22 protein-coding genes and 1 tRNA gene are annotated in these 21954 nt (G+C 67.4%); 17 read left to right on the top strand and 6 right to left on the bottom strand.

All coding sequences use genetic code 11. The annotated features are described in order from the left end of the window. The first annotated feature begins 81 nt into the window (after positions 1–81). The 9 genes from GYM46_RS10290 to GYM46_RS10330 all read left to right on the top strand — a co-directional run bounded on the left by GYM46_RS10290 (position 82) and on the right by GYM46_RS10330 (position 6101). A complete protein-coding gene (locus tag GYM46_RS10290; RefSeq protein WP_008260925.1) occupies positions 82–411 on the top strand; it encodes a YbaB/EbfC family nucleoid-associated protein in 330 nt (109 codons plus the stop codon). After that, a complete protein-coding gene (recR, locus tag GYM46_RS10295; protein WP_008259401.1) occupies positions 411–1028 on the top strand; it encodes a recombination mediator RecR in 618 nt (205 codons plus the stop codon). The genes GYM46_RS10290 and recR overlap by 1 nt, the downstream gene beginning before the upstream one ends. A gap of 70 nt (positions 1029–1098) precedes the next feature. Continuing rightward, on the top strand, positions 1099–1347 hold the full coding sequence (locus GYM46_RS10300; RefSeq protein ID WP_008262841.1) for a hypothetical protein: 249 nt from the start codon (positions 1099–1101) through the stop codon (positions 1345–1347). Between the two features lie 47 nt (positions 1348–1394). Further along, the gene (locus GYM46_RS10305) at positions 1395–2384 is read left to right on the top strand and encodes an SPFH domain-containing protein (protein WP_164952698.1); all 990 of its coding nucleotides are present in this window, start codon (positions 1395–1397) and stop codon (positions 2382–2384) included. A 67-nt stretch (positions 2385–2451) separates the two neighbouring features. Continuing rightward, positions 2452–3666, top strand: coding sequence for a DNA recombination protein RmuC (locus GYM46_RS10310; protein WP_008263075.1), 1215 nt, complete (start codon positions 2452–2454; stop codon positions 3664–3666). 84 nt (positions 3667–3750) lie between these two features. Further along, complete coding sequence (locus GYM46_RS10315; RefSeq protein ID WP_008264238.1) at positions 3751–4209, top strand: hypothetical protein; 459 nt, start codon at positions 3751–3753, stop codon at positions 4207–4209. 10 nt (positions 4210–4219) lie between these two features. Beyond that, a complete protein-coding gene (locus tag GYM46_RS10320) occupies positions 4220–4423 on the top strand; it encodes a helix-turn-helix transcriptional regulator (protein ID WP_008259774.1) in 204 nt (67 codons plus the stop codon). Continuing rightward, positions 4420–5073 (top strand): hypothetical protein, encoded by a 654-nt coding sequence (locus GYM46_RS10325; RefSeq protein WP_008262384.1) that lies wholly within the window; start codon positions 4420–4422, stop codon positions 5071–5073. The genes GYM46_RS10320 and GYM46_RS10325 overlap by 4 nt, the downstream gene beginning before the upstream one ends. A gap of 44 nt (positions 5074–5117) precedes the next feature. Further along, positions 5118–6101 (top strand): TraB/GumN family protein, encoded by a 984-nt coding sequence (locus GYM46_RS10330; protein ID WP_008261038.1) that lies wholly within the window; start codon positions 5118–5120, stop codon positions 6099–6101. A 19-nt stretch (positions 6102–6120) separates the two neighbouring features. Here GYM46_RS10330 and GYM46_RS16950 read toward each other — a convergent pair whose 3' ends face one another. Further along, positions 6121–6249 carry a hypothetical protein gene (locus GYM46_RS16950; protein WP_008259175.1) on the bottom strand — a complete coding sequence of 43 codons (129 nt, stop codon included), beginning with the start codon at positions 6247–6249 and terminating at the stop codon, positions 6121–6123. 74 nt (positions 6250–6323) lie between these two features. Between GYM46_RS16950 and GYM46_RS10335 the strand changes: the two genes are divergently transcribed. The 6 genes from GYM46_RS10335 (at position 6324) to GYM46_RS10360 (ending at position 14913) form a co-directional block, all read left to right on the top strand. Next, positions 6324–6398: transfer RNA gene (locus tag GYM46_RS10335), tRNA-Gly, on the top strand. A 279-nt stretch (positions 6399–6677) separates the two neighbouring features. After that, entirely contained in the window at positions 6678–7190 is a 513-nt protein-coding gene (locus GYM46_RS10340) for an RNA polymerase sigma factor (protein WP_052004898.1), read from the top strand. Continuing rightward, positions 7187–8215 (top strand): FecR family protein, encoded by a 1029-nt coding sequence (locus GYM46_RS10345; RefSeq protein WP_008261177.1) that lies wholly within the window; start codon positions 7187–7189, stop codon positions 8213–8215. Before GYM46_RS10340 ends, GYM46_RS10345 begins: the two co-directional genes overlap by 4 nt. Positions 8216–8346: 131 nt before the next feature. After that, positions 8347–11904: a TonB-dependent receptor domain-containing protein gene (locus GYM46_RS10350; RefSeq protein ID WP_008262389.1), complete on the top strand. Its 3558-nt coding sequence runs from the start codon at positions 8347–8349 to the stop codon at positions 11902–11904. 217 nt (positions 11905–12121) lie between these two features. Beyond that, entirely contained in the window at positions 12122–12646 is a 525-nt protein-coding gene (locus GYM46_RS10355; RefSeq protein WP_008262642.1) for a hypothetical protein, read from the top strand. Between the two features lie 143 nt (positions 12647–12789). Beyond that, positions 12790–14913 (top strand): hypothetical protein, encoded by a 2124-nt coding sequence (locus tag GYM46_RS10360; protein ID WP_008264194.1) that lies wholly within the window; start codon positions 12790–12792, stop codon positions 14911–14913. An 88-nt stretch (positions 14914–15001) separates the two neighbouring features. Here the strand turns inward: GYM46_RS10360 and GYM46_RS10365 are convergent, their stop codons facing one another. From GYM46_RS10365 to GYM46_RS10375, 3 genes are all read right to left on the bottom strand, one after another. Next, positions 15002–15232, bottom strand: coding sequence for a hypothetical protein (locus tag GYM46_RS10365; RefSeq protein ID WP_008259985.1), 231 nt, complete (start codon positions 15230–15232; stop codon positions 15002–15004). Positions 15233–15329: 97 nt separating this feature from the next. Next, complete coding sequence (locus GYM46_RS10370; protein ID WP_008259776.1) at positions 15330–15887, bottom strand: ActR/PrrA/RegA family redox response regulator transcription factor; 558 nt, start codon at positions 15885–15887, stop codon at positions 15330–15332. Positions 15888–15996: 109 nt separating this feature from the next. Continuing rightward, the gene (locus GYM46_RS10375; protein ID WP_232216258.1) at positions 15997–17502 is read right to left on the bottom strand and encodes an ActS/PrrB/RegB family redox-sensitive histidine kinase; all 1506 of its coding nucleotides are present in this window, start codon (positions 17500–17502) and stop codon (positions 15997–15999) included. A gap of 44 nt (positions 17503–17546) precedes the next feature. On the opposite strand from GYM46_RS10375, the gene GYM46_RS10380 reads away from it, so the two are divergent. Continuing rightward, positions 17547–18164, top strand: a complete 618-nt coding sequence (locus GYM46_RS10380; protein ID WP_040349784.1) for an SCO family protein — start codon at positions 17547–17549, stop codon at positions 18162–18164. Here the strand turns inward: GYM46_RS10380 and GYM46_RS10385 are convergent. Further along, the gene (locus GYM46_RS10385) at positions 18161–19834 is read right to left on the bottom strand and encodes a peptide chain release factor 3 (protein ID WP_008263012.1); all 1674 of its coding nucleotides are present in this window, start codon (positions 19832–19834) and stop codon (positions 18161–18163) included. The genes GYM46_RS10380 and GYM46_RS10385 overlap by 4 nt on opposite strands. A gap of 31 nt (positions 19835–19865) precedes the next feature. After that, the gene (locus GYM46_RS10390) at positions 19866–21440 is read right to left on the bottom strand and encodes a tetratricopeptide repeat protein (RefSeq protein ID WP_008262847.1); all 1575 of its coding nucleotides are present in this window, start codon (positions 21438–21440) and stop codon (positions 19866–19868) included. A 269-nt stretch (positions 21441–21709) separates the two neighbouring features. Between GYM46_RS10390 and GYM46_RS10395 the strand changes: the two genes are divergently transcribed. Then, positions 21710–21865, top strand: coding sequence for a hypothetical protein (locus tag GYM46_RS10395; RefSeq protein WP_164952699.1), 156 nt, complete (start codon positions 21710–21712; stop codon positions 21863–21865). The last annotated feature ends 89 nt before the right edge of the window (positions 21866–21954 follow it).

Raw genomic sequence — 21954 nt, forward strand, 5'->3', positions numbered from 1 at the left:
ATCCATCGTTTCCAAGGGGACGCACGTCATCCGGGCGAAACACCCCTGTCGCACCGGCCGGCTTCGTCTTATCTAGGGGGCATGAAAGACCTTACCCAACTGATGCAGCAGGCTCAGGCGATGCAGCAAAAGCTGCAGGACGCCCAGGCGAAGATGGCCGAAACCTCCGCCGAGGGCTCCTCGGGCGGCGGCCTTGTGACCGTGGCCCTGAAGGGCGCCGGCGAGATCACCGCGATCAAGATCGACGACAGCCTGCTGTCGCCCGGCGAGGGCGAGATCCTGGCCGACCTGATCGTGGCCGCCCACGCCGACGCCAAGCGCAAGCTGGACGAGGTCAACAACGCCCTGATGCGGGAAGCCGCAGGTCCGATGGCCGGGATGAATATTCCCGGAATGCCGAAACTGTTCTGATGGCCGCTTCCGCCGGGCCGGAGATCGAGCGGCTGATCTCCCTTCTCGCCAAACTGCCAGGGCTCGGCCCGCGCTCGGCCCGGCGCGCGGCCCTGGCCCTGCTGAAGCGGCGCGAGCAATTGCTTGTGCCGCTGGCGGCGTCCCTGGCCGAGACGGCCGAGAAGGTGGTGTCCTGTTCGGTCTGCGGCGCGCCCGACACCCGCGACCCCTGCGCCATCTGTTCCGACGGATCGCGCGACAACGGCCTGATCTGCGTGGTCGAGGAGGCCGGCGCCCTGTGGGCCATGGAGCGGTCCGGCGCCTTCCGCGGCAAATATCATGTGCTGGGGGGCCTGTTGTCGGCCCTGGACGGGGTCGGCCCCGAACATCTGCGCATCGCCGAACTGGTCGGGCGGGTCAGACACCAGAACGAGGGGGGCGGCGCCGTGCGCGAGGTCGTCCTGGCCCTGCCCGCCACCGTCGACGGCCAGACCACCGCCCATTATGTCGCCGAACGCATCTCGGGCCCCGACGTCCAGGTCACCTCCCTGGCGCGCGGCGTGCCGGTGGGCGGCGAGTTGGACTGGCTGGACGACGGCACCATTGTTCAGGCCATGCGGGCGCGAAGGCCGGCGTGACGATTCGCCGGGATTGATCCCGGTCTCGAAACGCGCTGTGGTGGTCGTCAGGTGTTCGTGGGGGCGAAGAATGGGGCGTGAGGTCAAGGTGGCGCTGGGCGCTGCGGCGGGAATCGCCGCCCTGGTGATCGGGTTCATCTTCCTGGTCCGTTTCGCCGTGCCCCTGATCCTGGAAGCGCATTTCGCCGGCAGTCTGATCACCGCCTCGGTCGTCGGGATCGCCGGCATTCTGGCCCTGTGCTGGGCGGCGTGGCGACTGTTCGCCTGGGCGTCGCGGGCGTTGGGTGTATCTGACACTGTCTCGGGGGGAGACCAATGAGCTTTGGAACCGGCGGGATAAAACCGCCCAGCCTGCGGGGCGGGTCCGTGACGCGCACCGTCCTCATGATCTCAGCCATACTCGGCCTGATCGTGGTCGCGTCCATCAGCGTCTCGTCGTGCAGCGTCACGGTCGAGAGCGGCTATATGGGCATCAAGACCACCAAGTTCGGGCCGAACCCCGGCGTGCAACGTGACGAATTGGGTCCGGGCTTCCACTGGGAGGGGATCGGCGAGAAGATCCGCACCTATCAGACCCTGCAACGCACCTATTCCTACACGCGCGAGCCGAACGCCGATGGACGCGAGAACGAGGAGATCATGTTCTCCGACGTTCTGGGTCTGCCGATGACCGCCGACGTGGCCCTGACCTTCAAGGTGCGCGAGGATCGGGCGGCCGATCTCTACGCCACCTGGCGCCAGGAGTTCGACGCCTTCATCGACGGCCCGCTGCGCACCTCGGTGCGCGCCGCCATCGCCCGCGAGACCGAAAAACTGCCCGTGGCCTGTAACGCCCAGCAGTCGAGCGTCCCGGTCGTCGCGCCCGTGGCGGCGCCAGGCGCCCCCATCGTCCCCGTCGGCACCCAGGACGCCGAGGACTGCCCTGGCCAACTGATCGGTCCGGGACGCCAGATCGTGCTTCAGAAGGCCATGCAAGCCTTGCAACGCGAATGGGCGCCCCAGGGGCTGGACATCATCCGGATGGAGTGGGTCGGGTCGATCCGCTACCCCGAGAGCGTCGTCACCGCCATCCAGTCGCGCACCACGGCCGAGCAGAACACGCGCGCGGCTCTGGAGCGGGTCAATCTGGAGCGCGCCAACGCCGAGGCCCGCATCGCTCAGGCGCGCGGCCAGGCCGAGGCCAACCGGTTGCTGGCGGAATCGATCCGGTCCAACCCCGAGGTGGTCCGCCTGCGCGAGGTCGAACGCACCCTGGGCGTCTGCCCGCTGGATGCGGAAACCTGCGTCGTCGGCTCCGGCATCGACGTTTCGGCCCTGATCGCATCCCGCAACGCGGCCTCGGGGGCGGACCGTTAAAGCCCTTACCGGAAGGCCGGTCGCGGATCGGCTTTTCCGGGAAGGCGACTCCCGCTAGGAACGGAGCATGAACATGCTCGCGCTGATCCTCGCCGTCCTCGCCGCCGCCTTGGGGGGCGGTTTCCTGTGGGCCTTCATGGGGTGGCAAAAAGCACAGGGGGCGCTGTCGGCGGCCCTGGCGCGCATTGATCTGGTCGAGGAGAGCCGGGTCACGATGGGCGAACTGCTGAAGGCCCAGGCGGCCCAGTCGGCCCAGGTGGTCGCCGACCAGATGGTCAGTCGCGCGACCGAGACCTTCCGCGCCCAGGACCAGTTGGCGCGCGAGCGGATGGCGGCCCAGCTGAAGCCGGTGGCCGACACCTTGACGAAGTTTCAGGAACATGTCGCGGCGCTGGAGAAGACCCGGGCCGAGGAGACCGGCGGCCTGAAGGAACAGCTGACCCAGCTGATGGCGGCTTCGTCGGCCACGCGGGACGAGGCGCGCAAACTGACCGAGGCCCTGCGCGGCAACACCGGCCGGCGCGGTCGCTGGGGCGAGCAGACCTGCCGCAATGTGCTGGAGGCCGCCGGCATGGCCGGCCGGTTCGACTTTACCGAACAGACCTCGAGCGCCGATGACGAGGGGCGGCAGAACCGGCCCGACTTCCTGGTGCGTCTGCCGGGCGGCGGCCTGTTCGTGATCGACGCCAAGGTGCCCCTAGCCTTTGATGACGAGGAGGGCGACGAGGAGGCGCGCGCCCGGTCTGTCGGTCTGCGCATCGCCGCCAGCCTGAAAACCCATGTGCGCCAGCTGTCGTCCAAGGCCTATCAGGACCAGTTCAAGCCCAGCCCCGATTTCGTCGTCCTGTTCGTGCCGGGCGACAGCTTCCTGTCCACCGCCCTGGACCATGCGCCGGACTTGCTGTCGGACGCGATGGAATCGCGGGTCGTCATCGCCACCCCCTCCACCCTGTTCGCCCTGTGCAAGGCCGTGGCCTATGGCTGGCGGGCCGAGGAACAGGCGGCCAACGCCGACAAGGTCGCCGCCCTGGGGCGCGAACTCTACAAACGGCTGTCGGTCATGGGCGGCCACGCCTCGGCGGTCGGCCGGGCGCTGGATCAGGCGGTCGGGAAATATAACCAGTTCGTCGGCTCGCTGGAGAGCCAGGTCATGGTCTCGGCCCGCCGGTTCGAGGATCTGCAGGTGGACCACGAGGGCAAGGAAATTCCTGCGCTTGCTCAGGTCGAAACCCAGCCGCGCACCATCGCCCGGCCGGAGTTGACGGCGCCGACAGACAACTGAGCTTGTCTCTTTGACAAGTGTGCTTGACAGCTCGCTAAGCCTCGTGAGACAAGCATCCTTGTCATAAGGACAAGGAGCATTGTCATGGCCAAAGGCCTCTGGAAACTCATCGCCCTGTCGCTGGCCGGCGTGCTGGCGGTCATGGTGATCGTTGTCATCTCGGCGGTCGTCTTCGTCTTCGCCTCAAACCGCGGTTTGGTCGAGGAGGACACAGCCTTGCTGGCGGTCATCGGCGTCATGGCGGTGCTGATGATGGCCTTGGCGCTCTGGCTCGGTTTCGCCTGGATGGTTCGTATCGACGAGGCGGCGCGCGAGGCGCACAAGGCGGCCTGGTATTACGGCGGGTCCGTCGGTCTCGCTGTAGGCGGCGTCTTCATCGTCCTTGCCACCGCGCCGCCGGCTGAGCGGTTTGTGATCGCTTCTCCCTTCGACGGTCGGACCGACCCCGCCGCCTACGCCGCGACCGGCGCCCTGGGCATGATGGCGCTGATGCTGATCGGTTACGCCGTGGTCTGGGGCTGGTGGTGGCTGGCGCGCCGGTGAGGGCTGACCCATGAACAACCGCCTCAAGGTGCTGCGGGCCGAGCGCGACTGGTCCCAGGCCCATCTCGCCGAACTGCTGGGCGTGTCGCGCCAGACCGTCAATGCGCTGGAGACCGGCCGCTACGACCCCTCCCTGCCGCTGGCCTTCAAGATCGCCCGCATCTTCGATCAACCGATCGAGTCCATTTTCTCGGAAGAGGAGAACAACGGATGACCGCTTCATCCCCCAAAAACGCTCGCCTGCCGCGTCGTCTGCTGGTCGGCTTCGGCTTCGGCGCGGTCATGGGGGCCGCCGGCTATGTCTTCGGCCGAACGGTCCTGCCCCAGCTGATCGGGCCGGACGCCCTGGACGGCCTGAACCTGCGATGGTCAGACGCCCTGGCGGCCTTGACTGGAATCGCCCTGATGATCGGCGCCGGTGCGGTCATGGTCATCAGTCTGGACCCGCGCCGCCTGGCCCGGATGTATCATCTGGAAGAGCCCGCCTCGTCTGAGGAGGTCGGCCAGGCCCGCTTCCAGGCGGCCGTCTTGGGCTTCTCCGGCTTCATCCTGCTGCTGCCCCTGGCCTTCTCTCTGGCGGGACTGGCCGGCGGCATGGCGATGGGCCTGATCATTCTGCTGTTCGCCGTTCATACGGTGCTGAACATCAGGATGTGGCGCGGCGTCGATGAACTGCTGCGCCGCACCACCCTGGAGGCCGCCACCGCGACCTTCTTCCTGGGACAGGGGCTGCTGTTCCTGTGGGCGGCAGCCGAGCGGCTCAGCCTGCTGCCGCCGCTCACCGCCTGGGACGTCTACGCCGTCCTGATGACCCTCTACCTGTTCGTCTCCGCCGTCGTGTCCGCCCGTCGCGGGCTCGCCTGAGGCGCTCGCTTTCTTCACCTCGCTTTCAACCAAAGGAAACAACCATGACCCTGTCGAAACGCCTGAAATCCTCCGTCTCCAATCTGGCTCAGGGCGCCGTCGGCGTCGCCGCCGGCCTGGCCCTGGTCTTCGCCATCGCCGGCGCCCCGGCCCAGGCCCTGGCCCAGCCCCAGACCCAGGCCGCCCCGGCTCCAGCCGCCGCCGCGGCGCCCGCCATTCAGGGCCAGGGCCCGGCCCTGTGGGTGGTCAAGGATGCGGACTCGACCCTGTATCTGTTCGGCACAGTCCATGTGCTGCGCCCGACCACCGGCTGGAACAGCCCACGCGTCCAGGCCGCCTTCGAAAGCGCCTCGGACATCTGGTTCGAAATCAGCAATCCCGACGACCAGGCGGCCGTCATCCCCCTGGTGCAGCAATACGGCATGTCGCCCCAGATCCCGCTGTCCAGCCGCCTGACGGCCGAGGAAGTGGCCCAGCTGGACGTCGCCGCCCAGACCATCGGTCTCACGGCCGCCCAGATGGAGCCGATGAAGCCCTGGCTGGTCGGTCTGACCCTGTCGGTCGCCCCCCTGCTGAAGGCCGGCTATGATCCCCAGTCCGGCGTCGAGCAGGCCCTGAAGGCGCGCGCCATCGCGGCGGGCAAGCCCGTGCATGGTCTGGAAACGATCGAGGAACAGATCGGCATGCTGGCCACCTTGCCTGACGACGTCCAGCTGGAGCTCCTGCGCGAGACGTTGAAGGACTATGATCAGGCGGTGGTCCGGCTCGATTCCATGGTCGAGGCCTGGGCCAAGGGCGACGTTAAAGCCCTGGACAAGATCGTCGTCGAGGAGATGAAGACCGACGCCCCGGAACTGTACAAGGTGCTGCTGGTCGACCGGAACACCGACTGGGCCGACCAGATCCAGACCCAGCTCCAGGGCTCCGGCACCGCCTTCATCGCTGTGGGCGCCGCCCACCTGACCGGCGACGACAGCGTCCAGTCGATCCTGAAATCGCGCGGCGTCGCCGTCGAAAGCGTCGAATAGTTGTCAAGGGCGGCGGCGCTCAGGCCTGATTGACGCCCCAGGCGAAGATCACCCACAGCGCCGCCGCCGCCACGCCCGCCAATATCGTGGCTGCAAGACAGCCGAAGCCGAGGCCGCCCAGGCCGCCGCCGTCGTTTCCTCGCCGCATTTCGCATCCTCCCCGACAAGACCTTGCCCCGCCGCCTTGAGCCGCGCCAGACCTCCGTCTAAGGAAGACGTCGCGCGGGCGTAGTTCAGAGGTAGAACGTCAGCTTCCCAAGCTGAATGTCGTGGGTTCGATTCCCATCGCCCGCTCCAGTTTTCAATACCTTGTCAGCGCTCGCCGATCGGCTCATCCGCGAGCGCGCCAGTGGTTTTGCGAAGAATTCCCCGCTTCGTCCGCCCTGCGGACGCAACGCGTTCCGATTCTGTTCGGCGGAGATGGACGCGCTTCTGAGGAATCGCCTCTCGAGGGCGCCCGGGTGGTCGCTGAAGCAGCGTCATCCAACCTTCATGCTTCGTCCCTATCGAAGGCGGCGCTCGGGTTCGGCTCGACGAGGACTAGCCTTCAGATCGGATCACACCGAGTGGCGTAGCATGATGGACAGCCTGCACCGCAGATATCATGCTGATCTGCTGAAGGCCTTGCGTCGGCGTTTCGGCGTCGATCACGACGGGCTGGAGGACGCGATCCAGACCGCCTTCCTGCGTTTCGGCGGCTTGCCGGACCGCCGCTCGGTCGGCAATCCTCGCGCCTTCCTGTTGGTCATGGCGCGAAACCTGGTCCTGAACCAGATGCGCCACGCGGCCGTGGCGCAACGCACGCTTGATCAGGAGGCGCAGGCGCCCCTGCTTCCGATCCTGGAAGAACGAACCCCCGAAAGTGTCCTTCTGGAGAGGGAAAGGCACAGGCGATTGAATCAGGCGATCCTTGACCTGCCCGAAGAGGAGCGCAGCCTGCTTGTTATGAGCCGGATTGAAGGCATGACCTACGATGAGATTTCGAAGCGGACCGGTCGGTCTCAGGCGGACATCAGCCGCCGGATTTCGCGCGCCCTCTCCACACTCAAGGCGCGCATGACCGCCGAACTGGACAGGAGCGTGCGTTGACCGCGCCCGTCGTCCCCGATGAGGCGCCAGATGAGGTGATGGACGCCGCCTTCGACTGGCTGTCGGAGTTGAACAGCGGCGCGCCTCTGCCGGCCGAACGGCGGCGGGCGCTGACGACGTGGCTGGAGGCTCAGCCGGCGCATGCCGACGCCTTCGCTGAAGCCCGCGGGCTTTGGGCGGATCTGGACTGGTCCGAGGCCCTGAACGCGGCCGTCTTGCCGGCGGAACCTGTGGCGACGCCGAATCGACGGCGGCTGCCCCGTCGCGAGACCCGTTCAGGGCGCTGGAAACGCTGGGGCGCGCCGGCGGCCGTCGCCGCGGCCATGCTCGGCGCCGTCATGATCGGACCTGATCTGCATCGCCAGGTCATGGCGGCGCTTTGGGTCAGAACCGTGGAAACCGCGACAGGCCCGGCGGAAATCCGCCGCATCGTCCTCTCCGACGGCAGCCGCGTGACCCTGGGCGGTCGATCGACCCTGCGCGTCCGAATGGAAGACGACAGGCGCAAGGTCGAACTTCTGGAAGGCGACGCCTTCTTCGACGTCGCGGCGGCGCCCCAGCGTCCGTTCACGGTCGCGGCCGGTGATCTGACCGTCACCGTCATCGGCACGGCCTTTGAGGTGAATCGCGGCAGCCGGGGCGCCCATGTCGCGGTGTCCCGAGGACGGGTCAGGGCCGCGTCGGCCGAAAGCGTCGCCATCCTGACGCCGGGAGAGGCCGCCACCGTGCGCCCCGACGGATCGCTCGCCGTCCAGACCTTCGACCCGGCGGGCGCGGGGCGCTGGCGCGACCAGCGCGCGGCCTTCCGCGACGCGCCCCTGGGGCAGGTGGTGGAAAGCCTGAACCGCTATCATCCGGCTGGCGTGGTCCTGGAGGATCCCAGTCTGGCCGACCTGCCGGTCACAGTGGCCTTCCGCTTCGATCAGATGGAGATCGCCCTGACCGCCCTGGCGCAAGGCAAGGGTCTGAGCGTGAGACGCGACGCCGCCGGACGCATGGTCATCGGCCGCAAGCGGGGGGCGTAAGGCGAAGTTTTTGTGAAATCTTGCGCCGGCCTGAAACGCCGGTCTTCGTCCGCTGTCCTGTGTAGGTGAGGCGCGCCCAAAGGGAAGCGCCCGCCCCGCGTTCCAACGCGGGATTTCACACGGGGGACTTCATGAAATCTCATTGTTCGAGCCTGAAGGGCTTGTTCCTGGCTTCGACCGCCGCCGTGCTTGCGGCGGGTCTGGCGACGACGCCCGCTGCGGCGCAGGCGGCGTCGGGCGCGTCCGCACAGGGTCGCGCCATCACCATTCCGGCCCAGCCGCTCGGCGCGGCCGTCCAGGCGCTGTCGGAACAGACCGACGCCGTGGTCATCGCCGCCGGCGTGCGGCTGAACGGCCGCCGTAGCGCCGCCGTCTCCGGCGCCGGCACCGTCGAACAGGCCTTGACCACCTTGCTGCGCGGCACCGGACTGGGCTGGCGGCGCGATGTGAACGGGGCCTATGTGATCGCGCCGGCCGCCGACGAGCCGGTGCGGCGGCGTCAGACGACCGCGCCCGCCGCACTGTCGGCGCCGCAACAGGCGCGCCCCGACGTCGCGGCGCTGGAGGACATCGTCGTCACGGCGCGGCGGATGGAAGAGCGGATCATCGACGTGCCGGTGGCGGTCTCGGCCTTCTCGGCCGAACAGCTGGACGAGCGCAAGATCGAGGGCGGGGCCGAACTGCTGCGCGTGGTGCCCAACGTCAACTTCTCCAAGGACAATTTCACCGGCTATAATTTCTCCATCCGCGGCATCGGGGCCAAGGTGCTGGCCACCACCGCCGATCCGGGCGTGGCCGTGTCGTTCAACAACACCGCCCTGCTCAGAAACCGCCTGTTCGAGCAGGAGTATTTCGACGTCCAGCGGCTCGAGGTGCTGCGCGGGCCGCAGGGCACCCTGTACGGCCGCAACGCCACCGCCGGGGTCGTGAATCTGCTCCCCAACCTGCCCGAACTGGAGCAGTTCTCGATGGACGCCCAGTGGGAGGTCGGCAACCACGACAGCCGTCGCGCCAGGGGCATGATCAACATTCCGGTGGGCGACACCCTGGCGGTCCGCGGCGCCTTCGCCGTGACCCAGCGAGACGGCTTCGACTACAACACCGTCACCGACCAAAACGTCAACGGCCGCGACCTGTGGTCGACGCGCGTGGGCGTGCTGTGGGAACCGACCGAGAACTTCCGCGCCAACTTCCTGTGGGAGCGGTTCCGCGAGGATGATGACCGCGCCCGCACCGGCAAGATGCTGTGCACGCGTGGGGAAACGCCGGAGAGCCTGGCCTGGACGGCTCCGGACGGCACGGCCCAAACCACGCCGATCTTCTCCTACTGGAGCAGCACGACTCTGACTGCCGGCTGCACGCCGTCATCGCTTTATGATGACAAGGCTTTTGGCGTGCCGGACGGTCGCGGCTTCCCGCTGACCGCCGCCATCATCAACTTCACCGGCGTGTTCGTGAACCCGGTCTGGACCGGCGGCGGCCGCCCGCCGAGGGGATATACCAGCTCTGCATCCAACGGTTGGGACGGGACCTATCTGTTGCCGCTGTATGTCGACCCGTTCGGCGTCGAGGGCAATCGTCAGTCACCTGACCTGCGCACCATCTCGACGGGATACGATCCGAAGTTCCAGGCCGAGAACGACATCTTCCAGCTCAATCTGGAATGGGACCTGACGCCGGGCCTGACCCTGCATTCCCAGACGCTGTACATGGAGGATTCCTACTCTGGCTTCCAGGACTTTTTCCGCACCTACGCCACGGGCCAGATGTACCGGTATGAGACCCCGGGCCTGGTTCATGGCCTGCCCCGGACGGTCGCCCCGACCTGGGCGCCGTGGATCGGCGAATCCTCGGCCGAGGTGGGGACGGTCTACTCCATGGCCTGGACCGGTCAGGGTATCTGCGGGCCGCTGCCCGACTGCGGGATCCCCTCCGGCGGCGTCTTCCTGGATCCGCAACTGGGCGCCACCGACCGTTTCATGGCCCTGGACCTGAGCCAGGCCGAAAGCACCCAATGGTCGCAGGAATTCCGCTTGCAGTCCGACTGGGATGGGCCGTTCAACTTCAACCTCGGCGCCAACTGGTTGAGGTACAAGACGGAAGAGAACTACTGGGTCTTCTCGAACGTCTTTTCCATGATGGCGGTCCAGCAGAACGGCGGCAGCCCCGTCACATCGGGCAATTTCGACCGGTACTGCAATCTTACGCCCCAGGGCCAGGCGGGCGTCGACGCAGGGACGCTGGATCCTCATACCTGCGCCTATATCGACAACACGCCCCTGAACGACATCATCAACGGTCAGGGCGGAGACGGCCACAACTACATCCGCAGCACCAGCATCAGCCAGACCGAGTCCTGGGCCGTGTTCGGCGAGGGCTACTGGAGCGTGCGTGACGACCTGCGGCTGACCCTGGGCCTGCGCTTCACCGACGACACCAAGACCATCACCCCCGTGCCGACGCAGTTGCTGGCGTCGACGCCCCACGTCTACAAACCCGATGCCACCGGCCTAGTTGGGCGTGGCTATCCCCGCTATCCGGATGAGGAGATGCACTGGGGCGAATGGACCGGTCGGGCGGCCATCGACTGGAAGCCGGACCTGTCGTTCACCAACGACACCCTGATCTATGCCTCCTTCTCGCGGGGCTACAAGGGCGGCGGCGGCAATCCGCGCGACAGGGACTACAATCCCAATCTGGTCAATGTGCCCAGCCTGCCGTCCCGATACGATCCCGAGTTCGTCAATGCCTATGAGATCGGCACGAAGAACAGCCTCGCGGGCGGCAGGCTGGTGTTCAACGCCACCGGCTTCTTCTACGACTACCGGGACTATCAGGTCGCCCAGCTGATCGAGCGGGCGATCCACAACGAGAATTTCGACGCCCACATCTGGGGCGCGGAGTTCGAGACCGCCTGGGCGCCGACCCGGAACTTTCGCCTCGACGCCACCGTGGGACTGCTGAGAACGCGCATCGGCGACGGCGAGGAATCCGTCGATGTCATGAACCGCACCCAGGGCAATCCCGACTGGGTGGTCATCAAACCCTGGCCGGGCAGCCCTTCGACCTGCATCGTCCCGGCGGACGTCGTCGGTCGCCTCATCAACCGGAATGATGAGGTCGGTACGACGTTCCCGAACCTGCTGGGGAGTCTTTCTCTCCGGACGCTCTGCCCGGACCGCCAGTTGATCAATAGCTGGGTGCCCGGGTCGGGATCGCAGTTCAACTACGCCGACGGCTGGACCGATGCATGGCAGGCTCTGGAGCCGCTGTCCTACAATCCGTTCGACGCCCCTAACGGCGGGCGGGGCTTCTCGGCCGACCTGTCGGGCAATGAACTGCCCAACGCCCCACGCTGGACCTTCAACATCGGCGCCCAGTACCGGATCGAGCTGCCGGCCGGCTGGGACCTGATGCTGCGAGGCGACTACTACCGCCAGGCGGACAGCTGGATGAGGGTCTATAATCTGCGGCCGTACGACCGGCTGGAGGGTTGGGGAAACGCCAACCTGTCGATGACCCTGACCAACCGGACCTCCGACCTGGTGGTCCAGGCCTATGTGAAGAACGTCCTTGACGACACCCCCATCACCGACGGCTTCACCGGGCCCGACGACCTGGGCAACGCCACCAACGTCTTCACCCTCGACCCGCGGATCATAGGAGTATCGGTCAAGAAATCGTTCTGAGGAAAAGTTTCACTGTGAATTGATTTTGGCGCCGGACTTCTCAGCAGTCCGGCGCCTCGTCGTGTCCAATTTTATGTATTGAATGTAGTCTATTCGATTTCATCAAGATGAAGCCTGATTGTCGCAATCTAAATCTAAGGTTGATTTGTCGCCAAACGGCGATGGAGCTCCAAATGGAAAGTGCGTTTTCTATCAATCCTAGAAAAGGACTTCGACCATGACTCATCTGTACAAGGCGGCTGCGGCCGCCGTCGCCTCGCTGGCCCTGATGGCCGGCGCCTCGGCCGCTTCGGCCCAGACCCTGGGTTTCAACCAGGCCGGTCAGGCCGTCACCGCCAGCGGCCAACTGATCCAGAACGTCTCTTATCCGGGCGTCATCCAAACGACCTGCAACGTCAGCATCTACGGTACGGTGGCCGCAGACGGCAAAAGCATCGTCTTTGACGACTACGATGGCGTTCAGGCCCCCGGCGACGGCGGCAATCTCGCCTGCGGCGATTCGCTGGAATTCCCGATCAAGGTGACGGCCTCGGCCGCCAACCAGATCAACCTGGATCAGTTCAAAGTTGGTACCCGTGGCGGTCCGTGCAACGCCACGAACTATAAGATGGCCTATGCCGGCAACACCGCCACCTTCGACGGTGCGTATTTCGGCAGCCCCGCCATCTGCCGCGCCTCCGGCAGCCTGACCCTGACCCGTGACTCCAACGGCGCCGCGGTCAACATCGTCACCCTGCCCTAAAAGGCTGACGTCCGACTTGAAGCAAGGCGCGCGTCCCTCGTCGCGCCTTGCTTCTCCCTCTCCAACTGATGAGGCTTGGCCCTGACGGCGTCCGATTCGGACAACGCACGGGAAACCCGGGCGGCGCAGAAGAGGACCTCGACGTGGCTGGTCTGGCGTTCGTTCTCCTGACCTTTTCGGCCGCCGGGCTTGCGCCGCAGTCGGCGGCCCCGGACGCGATCCCGCCCGTCGTGCTGGACGATGTCGAGGTTCTGGCCCAGCGAGGACGCGCCCTGGTCGCCCCCGAGCGGGAGCTGGACGGGGCCCAGATCGACGCCCTGGGCGCCTATGACATCGGCGAGGCGATCCGGCGCCTCAGCGAAGACTACGCCCTGGGCGAGGCGCCGATGATCGTCGTCAACGGCCGGCGCATGGCCGACCCCGGCGTCTTCTCCGGCTTTCCGCCCGACGCCCTGGTGCGGATCGAGGTGCTGCCGCCCGAGGCGGCGGGCCTGTACGGCGCGGGCGATCCCGCGCGTCGGGTGGTCAACATCGTGCTGCAGCGCCGTTTCGCCAGCCGCGACGGCCGGGCCGAACTGAGCCGCCCCACCGCCGGCGGGACGTCGCGCGCCGCGCTGGACCTGCGGCGGTCCTCCATCATCGAAACCCGCACGAGCCAGTTTGGCCTGAAGGCGGACCGGACGACGGCCCTGCGCGCGGGCGAGCGCGACCTGACGCGGGATCCGGCGCCGGGGGGCGATGCGGCCACCCTGCGGCCAGCCTCCGAAAACTACGCCGCCGACCTGGTCCAGACCGGGGCGTTCGGCGACTGGTCCGCCAGTCTGAGAGCCAACGCGCGGGCTCAGGAGAGCCGGACCGTCTCGGTGCGCGACGGGGAGCCGGCCGAGAGCCGGCGAAGCCATCAGGGCCTCAGCCTGACGGGCGGGCTGAACGGCGCACTGGCGGGCTGGTCGACCCAGGTCATGCTGAGCAGCCTGTGGTCGCGGGGCGAGCAGTCCGGCCTTTCGCCGTCCCAGTCCGAACAGCAGTCGATCTCGGCCAACCTGGAGTTGGGCCGTCCCCTGCTCGACCTGCCTGCCGGCCCGGTGAGCGTCAACCTGTCGGGGCAGGCGTCGCGCGCCCGCTCGGTCGTCGAACGTCCGCAGGGGGACCAAACCTCGACCGGGCGAACGCTCGGCCTGAACGGCGGGGTGTCGATGCCCCTGGCGCGGCGATCGGCCGACGGGGACGACGGCCTGTGGGGCGATCTGCTGATGACCCTGGGCGCCGACCTGAGCGAGAGCGATTCCGGCCGGGGCGAGGGGCTGAACGCCGCCCTGTCGTGGACGCCGCTGTCTGCCTTGAGGTTCAACGCCAGCCTTTCCAGCGCCCGGCGCACCGTCCCCGACCTCCAGCGCTTCGAGCCCGAGTATTATGGCGAACCCGTCGTGGTGTTCGATTTCGTCAGAGGGGAGGCGGTCGAGGTGCTGCCGATCCTGGGCGGCGATCCCGGCCTTCGTCCGCCCCGCTCCGACCACCTGATGCTGTCGGCGGCGGCGGGCCCCTTCACCGCCCTGGCGCTGCAGGGCGGCGTGAATTTCGAGCGGGCGGAGGCGGTGGACGACATCGGCGCCCTGCCGGCGCCGACGCCCCAGCTGGAGGCGGCCTTTCCGGAGCGGTTCCAGCGGGACGCCTCGGGCCGGCTGGTCAGCATCGACCAGCGGCCCCTCAACATCCGCTCGGCGCTGAGCGAAAGCCTGAGCAGCAGTCTGACGGCCAACGTGCCGCTGGGGGACGAGGGCGCAAGGCGGGGCGTGCTGCGCGTGACGCTGAACCACAGCTGGCGATTGACGAACCGGACGACGATCCATGAGGCCTTGCCGGAGCTGGACCGGCTGGCCGGCGACGGGGGCGGCGTGTCGCGTCAGTCTCTGGGCCTGTCGATCGATGCGCGGCGAGGGCGATGGGGCGTCAACATCGGCGCCCGCTGGCGGGACGGATATCGCTTCAGGCGGGATTTCGGACGCGACGGCCCGGACGATCTGCGCATTGCGCCGTTCAGCGCCGTCAATCTCAAGCTGACACGCAAGTTCGAGCGCGCCATCGCCGGTCGGGATGAGGGGACGCGGCGCGGCGTCGGTCTTCAAGTGGAGCTGGAAATCGCCAACCTGTTCGACGCCCGCCCCAAGGCGCGCCTGGGCGACGGACGCCCTGCGCCCGGCTATGGACGGGATGATCAGGATCCGCTGGGACGCACGGTTCAACTGAGCCTGAAGCGCCGATTTTGAGGCGGTGGTCGATGTCGCCCGATATCAGGCTGAATGTCGGGGTTCGATCACCCCAACCCGCTTCAGGCGCCCGCCCGCGTCTTGAGGATCAGCGCCGAGGGGCCGAACGCAGCCTGGCCGAACGGCCAGCGCCGCCGCGTTCCGCACTGAAACGGCACAGGTAGCGGCGGAACAGTTCGCCCTGTTGGTAGGCGGTCTCTTTCGTGGTCGTGTCGCCGGTCACGGCCGCTTCGCCGTCATCGCCCAGCACGCGCCAGTTCCACAGGCCGGGGCGGACCTCGGCCAGATGCAGGGCGAAATCGGTGTGTTGCGCGGCCATGCCTGATCCGTCCCAAAGCGAGAAGCTGGTCCGGCGTGACGCAATTTTGCGGCCACCCGTGGATCAGCTCAGGTCGGGGGCGGGGCGGCCGCCCGGTTCAGCGCGGGGCGCGCTTGGCCAGGATGCGTTGCAGGGTGCGGCGGTGCATGCCCAAACGACGCGCGGTCTCCGAGACATTGTGGTCGCACAGTTCATAGACGCGCTGGATATGTTCCCAGCGCACCCGGTCGGCGCTCATCGGATTGTCCGGCGGCTCGGGCGCCTCGTCGGCCGTGGCCAGCAGGGCCTTGACCACGTCGTCGGCGTCGGCGGGCTTGGACAGATAGTCGACGGCCCCGGCCTTGACTGCGGCCACGGCCGTGGCGATGGCGCCGTATCCGGTCAGCATGACGATGCGGGCGTCCGCGCGCCGGTCGCGCACCGCCTCGACGACCTTCAGGCCGTTGCCGTCCTCCAGCCGCATGTCCAGCACGGCGAAGGCCGGGGCCTTGTCGCGCAGCAACCGGGTGGCCTCGGCGACGGACTCGGCGGTCGTCACCTCGAAGCCGCGCGCCTCCAGCGCCCGCCCCATTCGGGTGCGCAGGGCCTGGTCGTCGTCCAGCAGCAGCAGGGACTTGTCGGGGAGGGCGGTGATACGGGCGTCTATCTCGGGCATGGGTCTCTCCTGCCGGTTCAAGTCGGGGCGGGGCGGGTCGGGGTCAAGGCCAAGGTTCAACCCTGCGACTCTTCGACCCAATACGCAGGTTGGGCGGGACTGGACCCTTTCAGGCCGCCACCTCCAGGGCCGGGCGCGCCCACCGGACCGCCACGCGGGCGCCGCGCGCAGGGCTGCGGGCGTCGGAGGTGACTTCGGGCCGCGGCAGACCCTGGCCGACGCTGACCACCCCCCCGGTCCGCTCCAGCAGGGTGCGGGCGATGAAGAAGCCCAGACCCATGCCGCCCTGGCTGGGGGCGATGGGCGTCTCGGCCCCGGTGTTGCGCCGCCGGGACGTGGCGGCGGCGATCTGGGCGGCCAGGGCCAGGCGCGCCTTGCCCTGGGGGCGGCTGGTCACATAGGGCTCGCCCAGCCGGGGCAGGATGTCGCTGGCGAAGCCGGGGCCGTCGTCCAGGATGGCGATCTCGATCCAGCCGGCGTCGACCAGGGCCTGGACCCGCACGGTGGAGGCGGCGAAATCGGCGGCGTTCTCGACCAGGGTCGACAGGCCGTGGACCACCTCGGGCATTCGGCGTACGCGCGGCGCGGGCTGGCCGGGCGGGGTCTTGACCAGAACCTCGAAGTTCAGATCGAACCCCCGGTGCGGCTCCACCACCTCTTCCAGCAGGGCCTTCAGGGCGACGTCGGCATAGAGGGCGTCGTCGCCCTCGGGCTGTTGCGACAGCTGGGTCAGTATGCCCCGGCACCGCTCGGCCTGTTGCAGGATCAGGGCGGCGTCCTCGGCCGCGTCGCTGTCGGGGGCCGAGGCGCGCTGAAGCTCCTTGGCCACCACCTGGATGGTCGCCAGCGGCGTGCCCAGTTCGTGCGCCGCGGCCGCCGCCAGCCCGCCCAGGGCCGCCAGCCTCTGCTCGCGCTGCAGCACGTCCTGGGTCGTGGCCAGGGCCAGTTCCAGCTTCTCGGCGTCGGCCGCCACCCGCCAGGCGTAGCCGGCGGTGAACACCACCCCCGTCACCAGGGCCATGGCCATGCCGAGCCGATAGAGCAGGGGCAGGTGGAAATTCTCGTGGGCGCGCCAGGGCAGGGGCTCGGACCAGAAGAACAGCACCCCCACCGCGATCAGGGCCAGCAGGCCCAGCAACAGGGCCTGGCGGGCGGGCAGGGCCGCCGCGGCGATCGTCACCGGCGCCACCAGCAGCAGGCAGAAGGGGTTCTCCAGCCCGCCGGTCAGGCCCAGCAGCAGGCCCAGCTGGAAGATGTCGAACCCCAGATGGACGGCCGTGGTTCGCCCGTCCGGCAGGCTGGCCTCCAGTCGTCTCACCCGCGCCATGGCCCCGACATTGACCGCCGCGCTGACGGCGATGACGATCAGGCAGGGCCACAAGGGCAGGGGGAAGTGCAGGCCCTGCGACGCCGTCAATATGGCCACGCTCTGGCCCAGGATCGTCAGCCAGCGCAGGACGATCAGGGTCCGCAGCGAAAAGCCGCGTCCCCGCCGCGGCGCCTCGCGCCAACCCGCTTCGGACAGGCCGGCGTCGGCCAAGGAAGCGCCGGACAGACTCCCCTCCAATGGAGGCGGGGGCGCATGCGGCGCGATGCGGTCTTCTGTCGAGGTCACGGGCCTTCTATAGACCGGGTCAGAGGTTTTCGTCAGAGGTCGTCATGCCGCGCCGTTCCATCCTGCTGTTCGCGGGCGCCTGTATCGCCATCGCCGCCGCCCTGGCCATCGTCACCGTGGTGGTGGTGTCAGGCCGTGGCCCGGCGGCTGGCGAGGTCTCCTCCACTGGCCAGCCGCTGGTCGGCGGCGACTTCCAGCTGGTGAACCAGGACGGGGCGCCCGTCGATCAGACGATGCTGAACGGCAAATGGAGCCTGGTCTTCTTCGGCTTCACCTATTGCCCCGAATTCTGCCCCACCACCCTGGCCGAAATGGCCGCGGTGCAGCAGCGGCTGGGCGACAAGGCGGACGATCTTCAGATCGTCTTCGTCAGCATTGACCCCGAACGCGACACGCCCCGGCAGCTGAAGGACTATCTGTCCTCCGACGGCTTCCCCAGGGGGACCATCGGCCTGACAGGCACGCCGGAACAGGTCGCCCAGGCGGCCAAGGCCTACCGCGCCTACTACGAAAAAGTCGGCGAGGGCGAGGGCTACACGATGAACCACTCCCTGACCGTCTATCTGATGGGCCCTGACGGCAAGTTCCGCACCGCCGTCGCCTATGGCCTGGGTCCGGACAAGGCGACCAAGATCATCGAAGACGCGATGGCGCGGGGTTAACCCCGCTCCTTGGTCTTGGTGAAGGCCACCTTGGGGAAGCGTTCGCCGACATAGCCGGTCTCCCAGCTGGACTTGGCCAGGAAGACCGGGGCCTGGTCGATGTCGCGGGCCATCTGGGGGCGGTATTTGCCGCTGAAGTCCTCGATGTCCGCGTCGGTTCCCCCCGAAGCTGGAGTGACCCAGCGCGCCTCGGCGTAGGGGGACGGCTCGAAGATGACGTCCAGGCCGTATTCCTCGCCCAGGCGGTCGGCCATGACCTCGAACTGCAGCTGGCCCACGGCGCCGACGATGAAGTCGGACCCGATCTCGGGCCGGAACAACTGGGTGACGCCTTCCTCGGCCAGGCCTTCCAGCGCCTTCTTCAGGTGTTTGGCCTTCAGCGGATCCTTGACCCGGACCCGTTGCAGGATTTCCGGGGCGAAGTTCGGCAGGCCGGCGAACCGCACCACCCCGCTTTCCGACAGGCTGTCGCCGACGCGCAGCACGCCATGGTTCGGAATGCCGATCACGTCGCCGGCGAAGGCGTCGTCGGCCAGTTCGCGGTCGCTGGCGAAGAACATGATCGGCGCATTGACCGACAGGGACTTGCCGGTGTTCTGCACCTTCAGCTTCATGCCGCGCTTGAAGGCGCCCGAGGCCATGCGGAACATGGCGATCCGGTCGCGGTGGTTGGGGTCCATATTGGCCTGGACCTTGAAGACGAAGCCGGTGACCTCGTCGGCGCCGGGCTCGACGACGGTATCGACGGGGGCGGGGGCGTTGCGGGTCTCGGGCGGGGATTCCTTCCTCGCCTTCATCACCTTGGGCGCCGGGGCCCAGTCGCCGATGGCCTTCAGCAGTTCGTCGATGCCGAAATGGCGCAGGGCCGAACCCCACAGCACCGGCGTCATATGGCCCTCCAGGAAGGCCTGACGGTCAAAGGCCGGATAGCCGCCCTCGACCAGTTCGACGGCCTCGGCCAGGGCGTCCTGCTCGCCCGCCTCGAAATACTGGGCCGCCTGGTCCAGGGGCAGGGCTGCGGGGTGTTCGGGATCCTCGGCCGAACCGGCGATCTTGCGGGTATAGGGCTGGAAGCGGCCGGTCCCGACCTCGACCATGCCGCGCAGACGATTGCCGCTCTCGGCCGGCCACCAGATGGGGGCCGGGTCGAGTTGCAGCCGGGACGCGATGTCGTCCAGCAGCGTCATCGGGTCCTGGGCCTCGCGGTCCAGCTTGTTGATGAAGGTGATGATCGGGATGTCGCGCAGGCGGCAGACCTCGAACAGTTTCAGCGTCTGCGGCTCGATCCCCTTGGCGGCGTCCAGCACCATGATGGCGCAGTCGGCGGCGGTCAGGGTGCGATAGGTGTCTTCGGAGAAGTCCTCGTGGCCCGGCGTGTCGAGCAGGTTGAACATCTTGCCGTCGTGCTCGAACGTCATGACCGAGGCGCTGACGGAGATGCCGCGCTCCTTCTCGATCTTCATCCAGTCGGACCGGGTCCGCCGGTTCTCGCCCCGCGCCCGCACGGCCCCGGCCGCGCGAATGGCGCCGCCGGCCAGCAGGATGTGCTCGGTCAGGGTCGTCTTGCCCGCATCCGGGTGGGCGATGATGGCGAAGGTCCGGCGCCTCGCCGCTTCGGCGGCGAGAGTCCTTGAAGACTTGGCCGCTTCCTCGGGCAGTGTCAGTGTCATGGCGCGCGACTAGCGCGCCCGGGCGTGAAAGTCACTCGCTGGCGGGCGCCGGAGGCGATTCAGGGCTGTCTTCCGATGGAGACTCGGGCTGGGAGACTGTCGCGCCGTCAAGCGGCTCCTCCAGCGTGGGCGATGGCTCCCCGCCCTCGAGCGCGGCGATCATCCGCGCCGCCATGTCCGACGCACCGCCGCCGTGCGGATTATTCGCCAGGGGTTTAAGCAGCCTGACCGCGTCTTCCTTTTCGTCGGTTTCGATCAAGGCGGCGGCGTAGCTCAGGCGGACCTCGGCCAGTTGCGGCGCCCGTTCAAAGGCGAGGCCCAGCGTCAGCATGTCGTTCTCATTGGGATAGCCGGGCGCGCCGCTACGCATTTCGCTGATCAGCATCAGCGTCCGATAGTCGTTGTCGGCGGCGGCGTAGGCGCGGCTCAGATAGGTTCTTGCCTCGCGCTTCAGCGCCATGCTCTCGGCGGCGTCCTCGACGTCGCGCGCGCGACGCAGGCGCTCCTGGGCCAGGAACTGCAAGGCCTCGACGTTGTCGGGTTCGAGCTCGATTAGCCGTTGCAGGGCGCGTTCTCCAGCCGGGCGGTCGCCGAAATGCATGCCGGCGTGACCGGCGGCCAGCAAGGCCAGCGGGTCGTCGCCGTGGCGGGCGGCGATGCTCGCCACCTCCTGCCCCAGGGCGGCCCGATCCTCGTCCTCCACGCCGATTTTCAGTCTCTGGTTGATCAGCAGCAGGTCGTTCGCCGAACGGGGCAGGCGGGTTACGGTTATGTCCGCAGGCGGGAAGTCGCCCGTGATGACCCGCACGACCAGCGATCTTTGGTTCAGATATCGACGCAGGGCGGTGCGCAACTCACCCATGGTCATGCCGGTTGCGGTCTCCATGGCCTCCACAGGATCGCCGCCGTTGCCGACTGAGGTCAGATAGGCGCTCAACTGCTGAAGACGCGCGGGATCGCTGAAGAACCAATGGGTCAGCAACCAGGCGACCGGATAATAGGTTTCGCGATAGCTGCTGCGCGTAATCTCCGCCGGCCGCGACCGCAGCAGCATCTCCAGTGGGATCCAACTGCCGTTGAACAGCCAATAGGCCCGGTTTTCGCTATAGCCGCCTACCTGAATCTTGCCGCCGTCGATGTCGGCGGTCATGTAGTATTCGGCGAAACCTTCGACGAACCAGCCGGGATAGGCGGCCGACATGCTGCCCAACATGAAATGGTGGACGTATTCATGGAGCAGGATTTCGTCGTTCTCGCCGCGGACTGCCACCGCGAATATGTCTTCGGATGTCGGGAAATAGGTGCCCACGACATTCTGTGGGGTGGAGGGGTGCACTCGCAGCAGACCGGACCTGGAGTTCACCAGATAGATGGGCAGTTTGCGGGGCGGCGCCTCGTTCATCGGAAAGCCTGACCGATAGCGCATGACCCGGTCGAAGGTTTCCAGCTTCTGGACATACTCCCTGAGCGAACGCTCGCTGCCCTCGCTATAGACGATGAAGCGTTCGCTTTCCGCCTTCAGCCAATCCGCACGCGCCGTTGTCGCCGTCAGAGTCAGCGCCGCTAAGGCGACCGCCAATACGGCGCCCAGTCCGGATATCCTCATGGCCTGCTACTCGTCCCCGCCGAACGGGACTGATTAGTCCCGTCTCCTCCGACCTTCGATTTGTCGCAAAGGTTGTGCGGCATCGTAAAGAGCCGTGTGCATGTCGCGCGAAGAATTCTGCTCTCTGCGCGCGATTTGCGCCACATCAAATAACCCCTCGCCATAAGGGGCTATTGGAGTCATTGTCGGGTCTGAGGAGACGATCAGGCCGTCAGAGCCCGGCGCTTCTCTCCCGGATCGATCCGGGACCATAGGGAAAGGAAATGACGATGGCTGTTATCCATCCTGAGGACCGCGCCGTCGGTCTCGACCGTTCGAAATTCGAGCGCCCGCACAGGCTGCACCCCGCTTTCGGACTGGTGATCGGCTTCGGCTTCATCTTCGCTGCAGCGGCCGTCGTTCACGCCTTGTTCACGGCGTTCTGAAGGCGCGACGACATTTGGCGCGGCCGTTTGACCGGTCGCTTCACGGAATAAGCAGGCGTCTGGGGATCCGCCTCAGACGATGAGCAGAG

This window comes from Brevundimonas mediterranea (assembly GCF_011064825.1).
GTDB classification, from domain to species: Bacteria; Pseudomonadota; Alphaproteobacteria; order Caulobacterales; family Caulobacteraceae; genus Brevundimonas; species Brevundimonas mediterranea_A.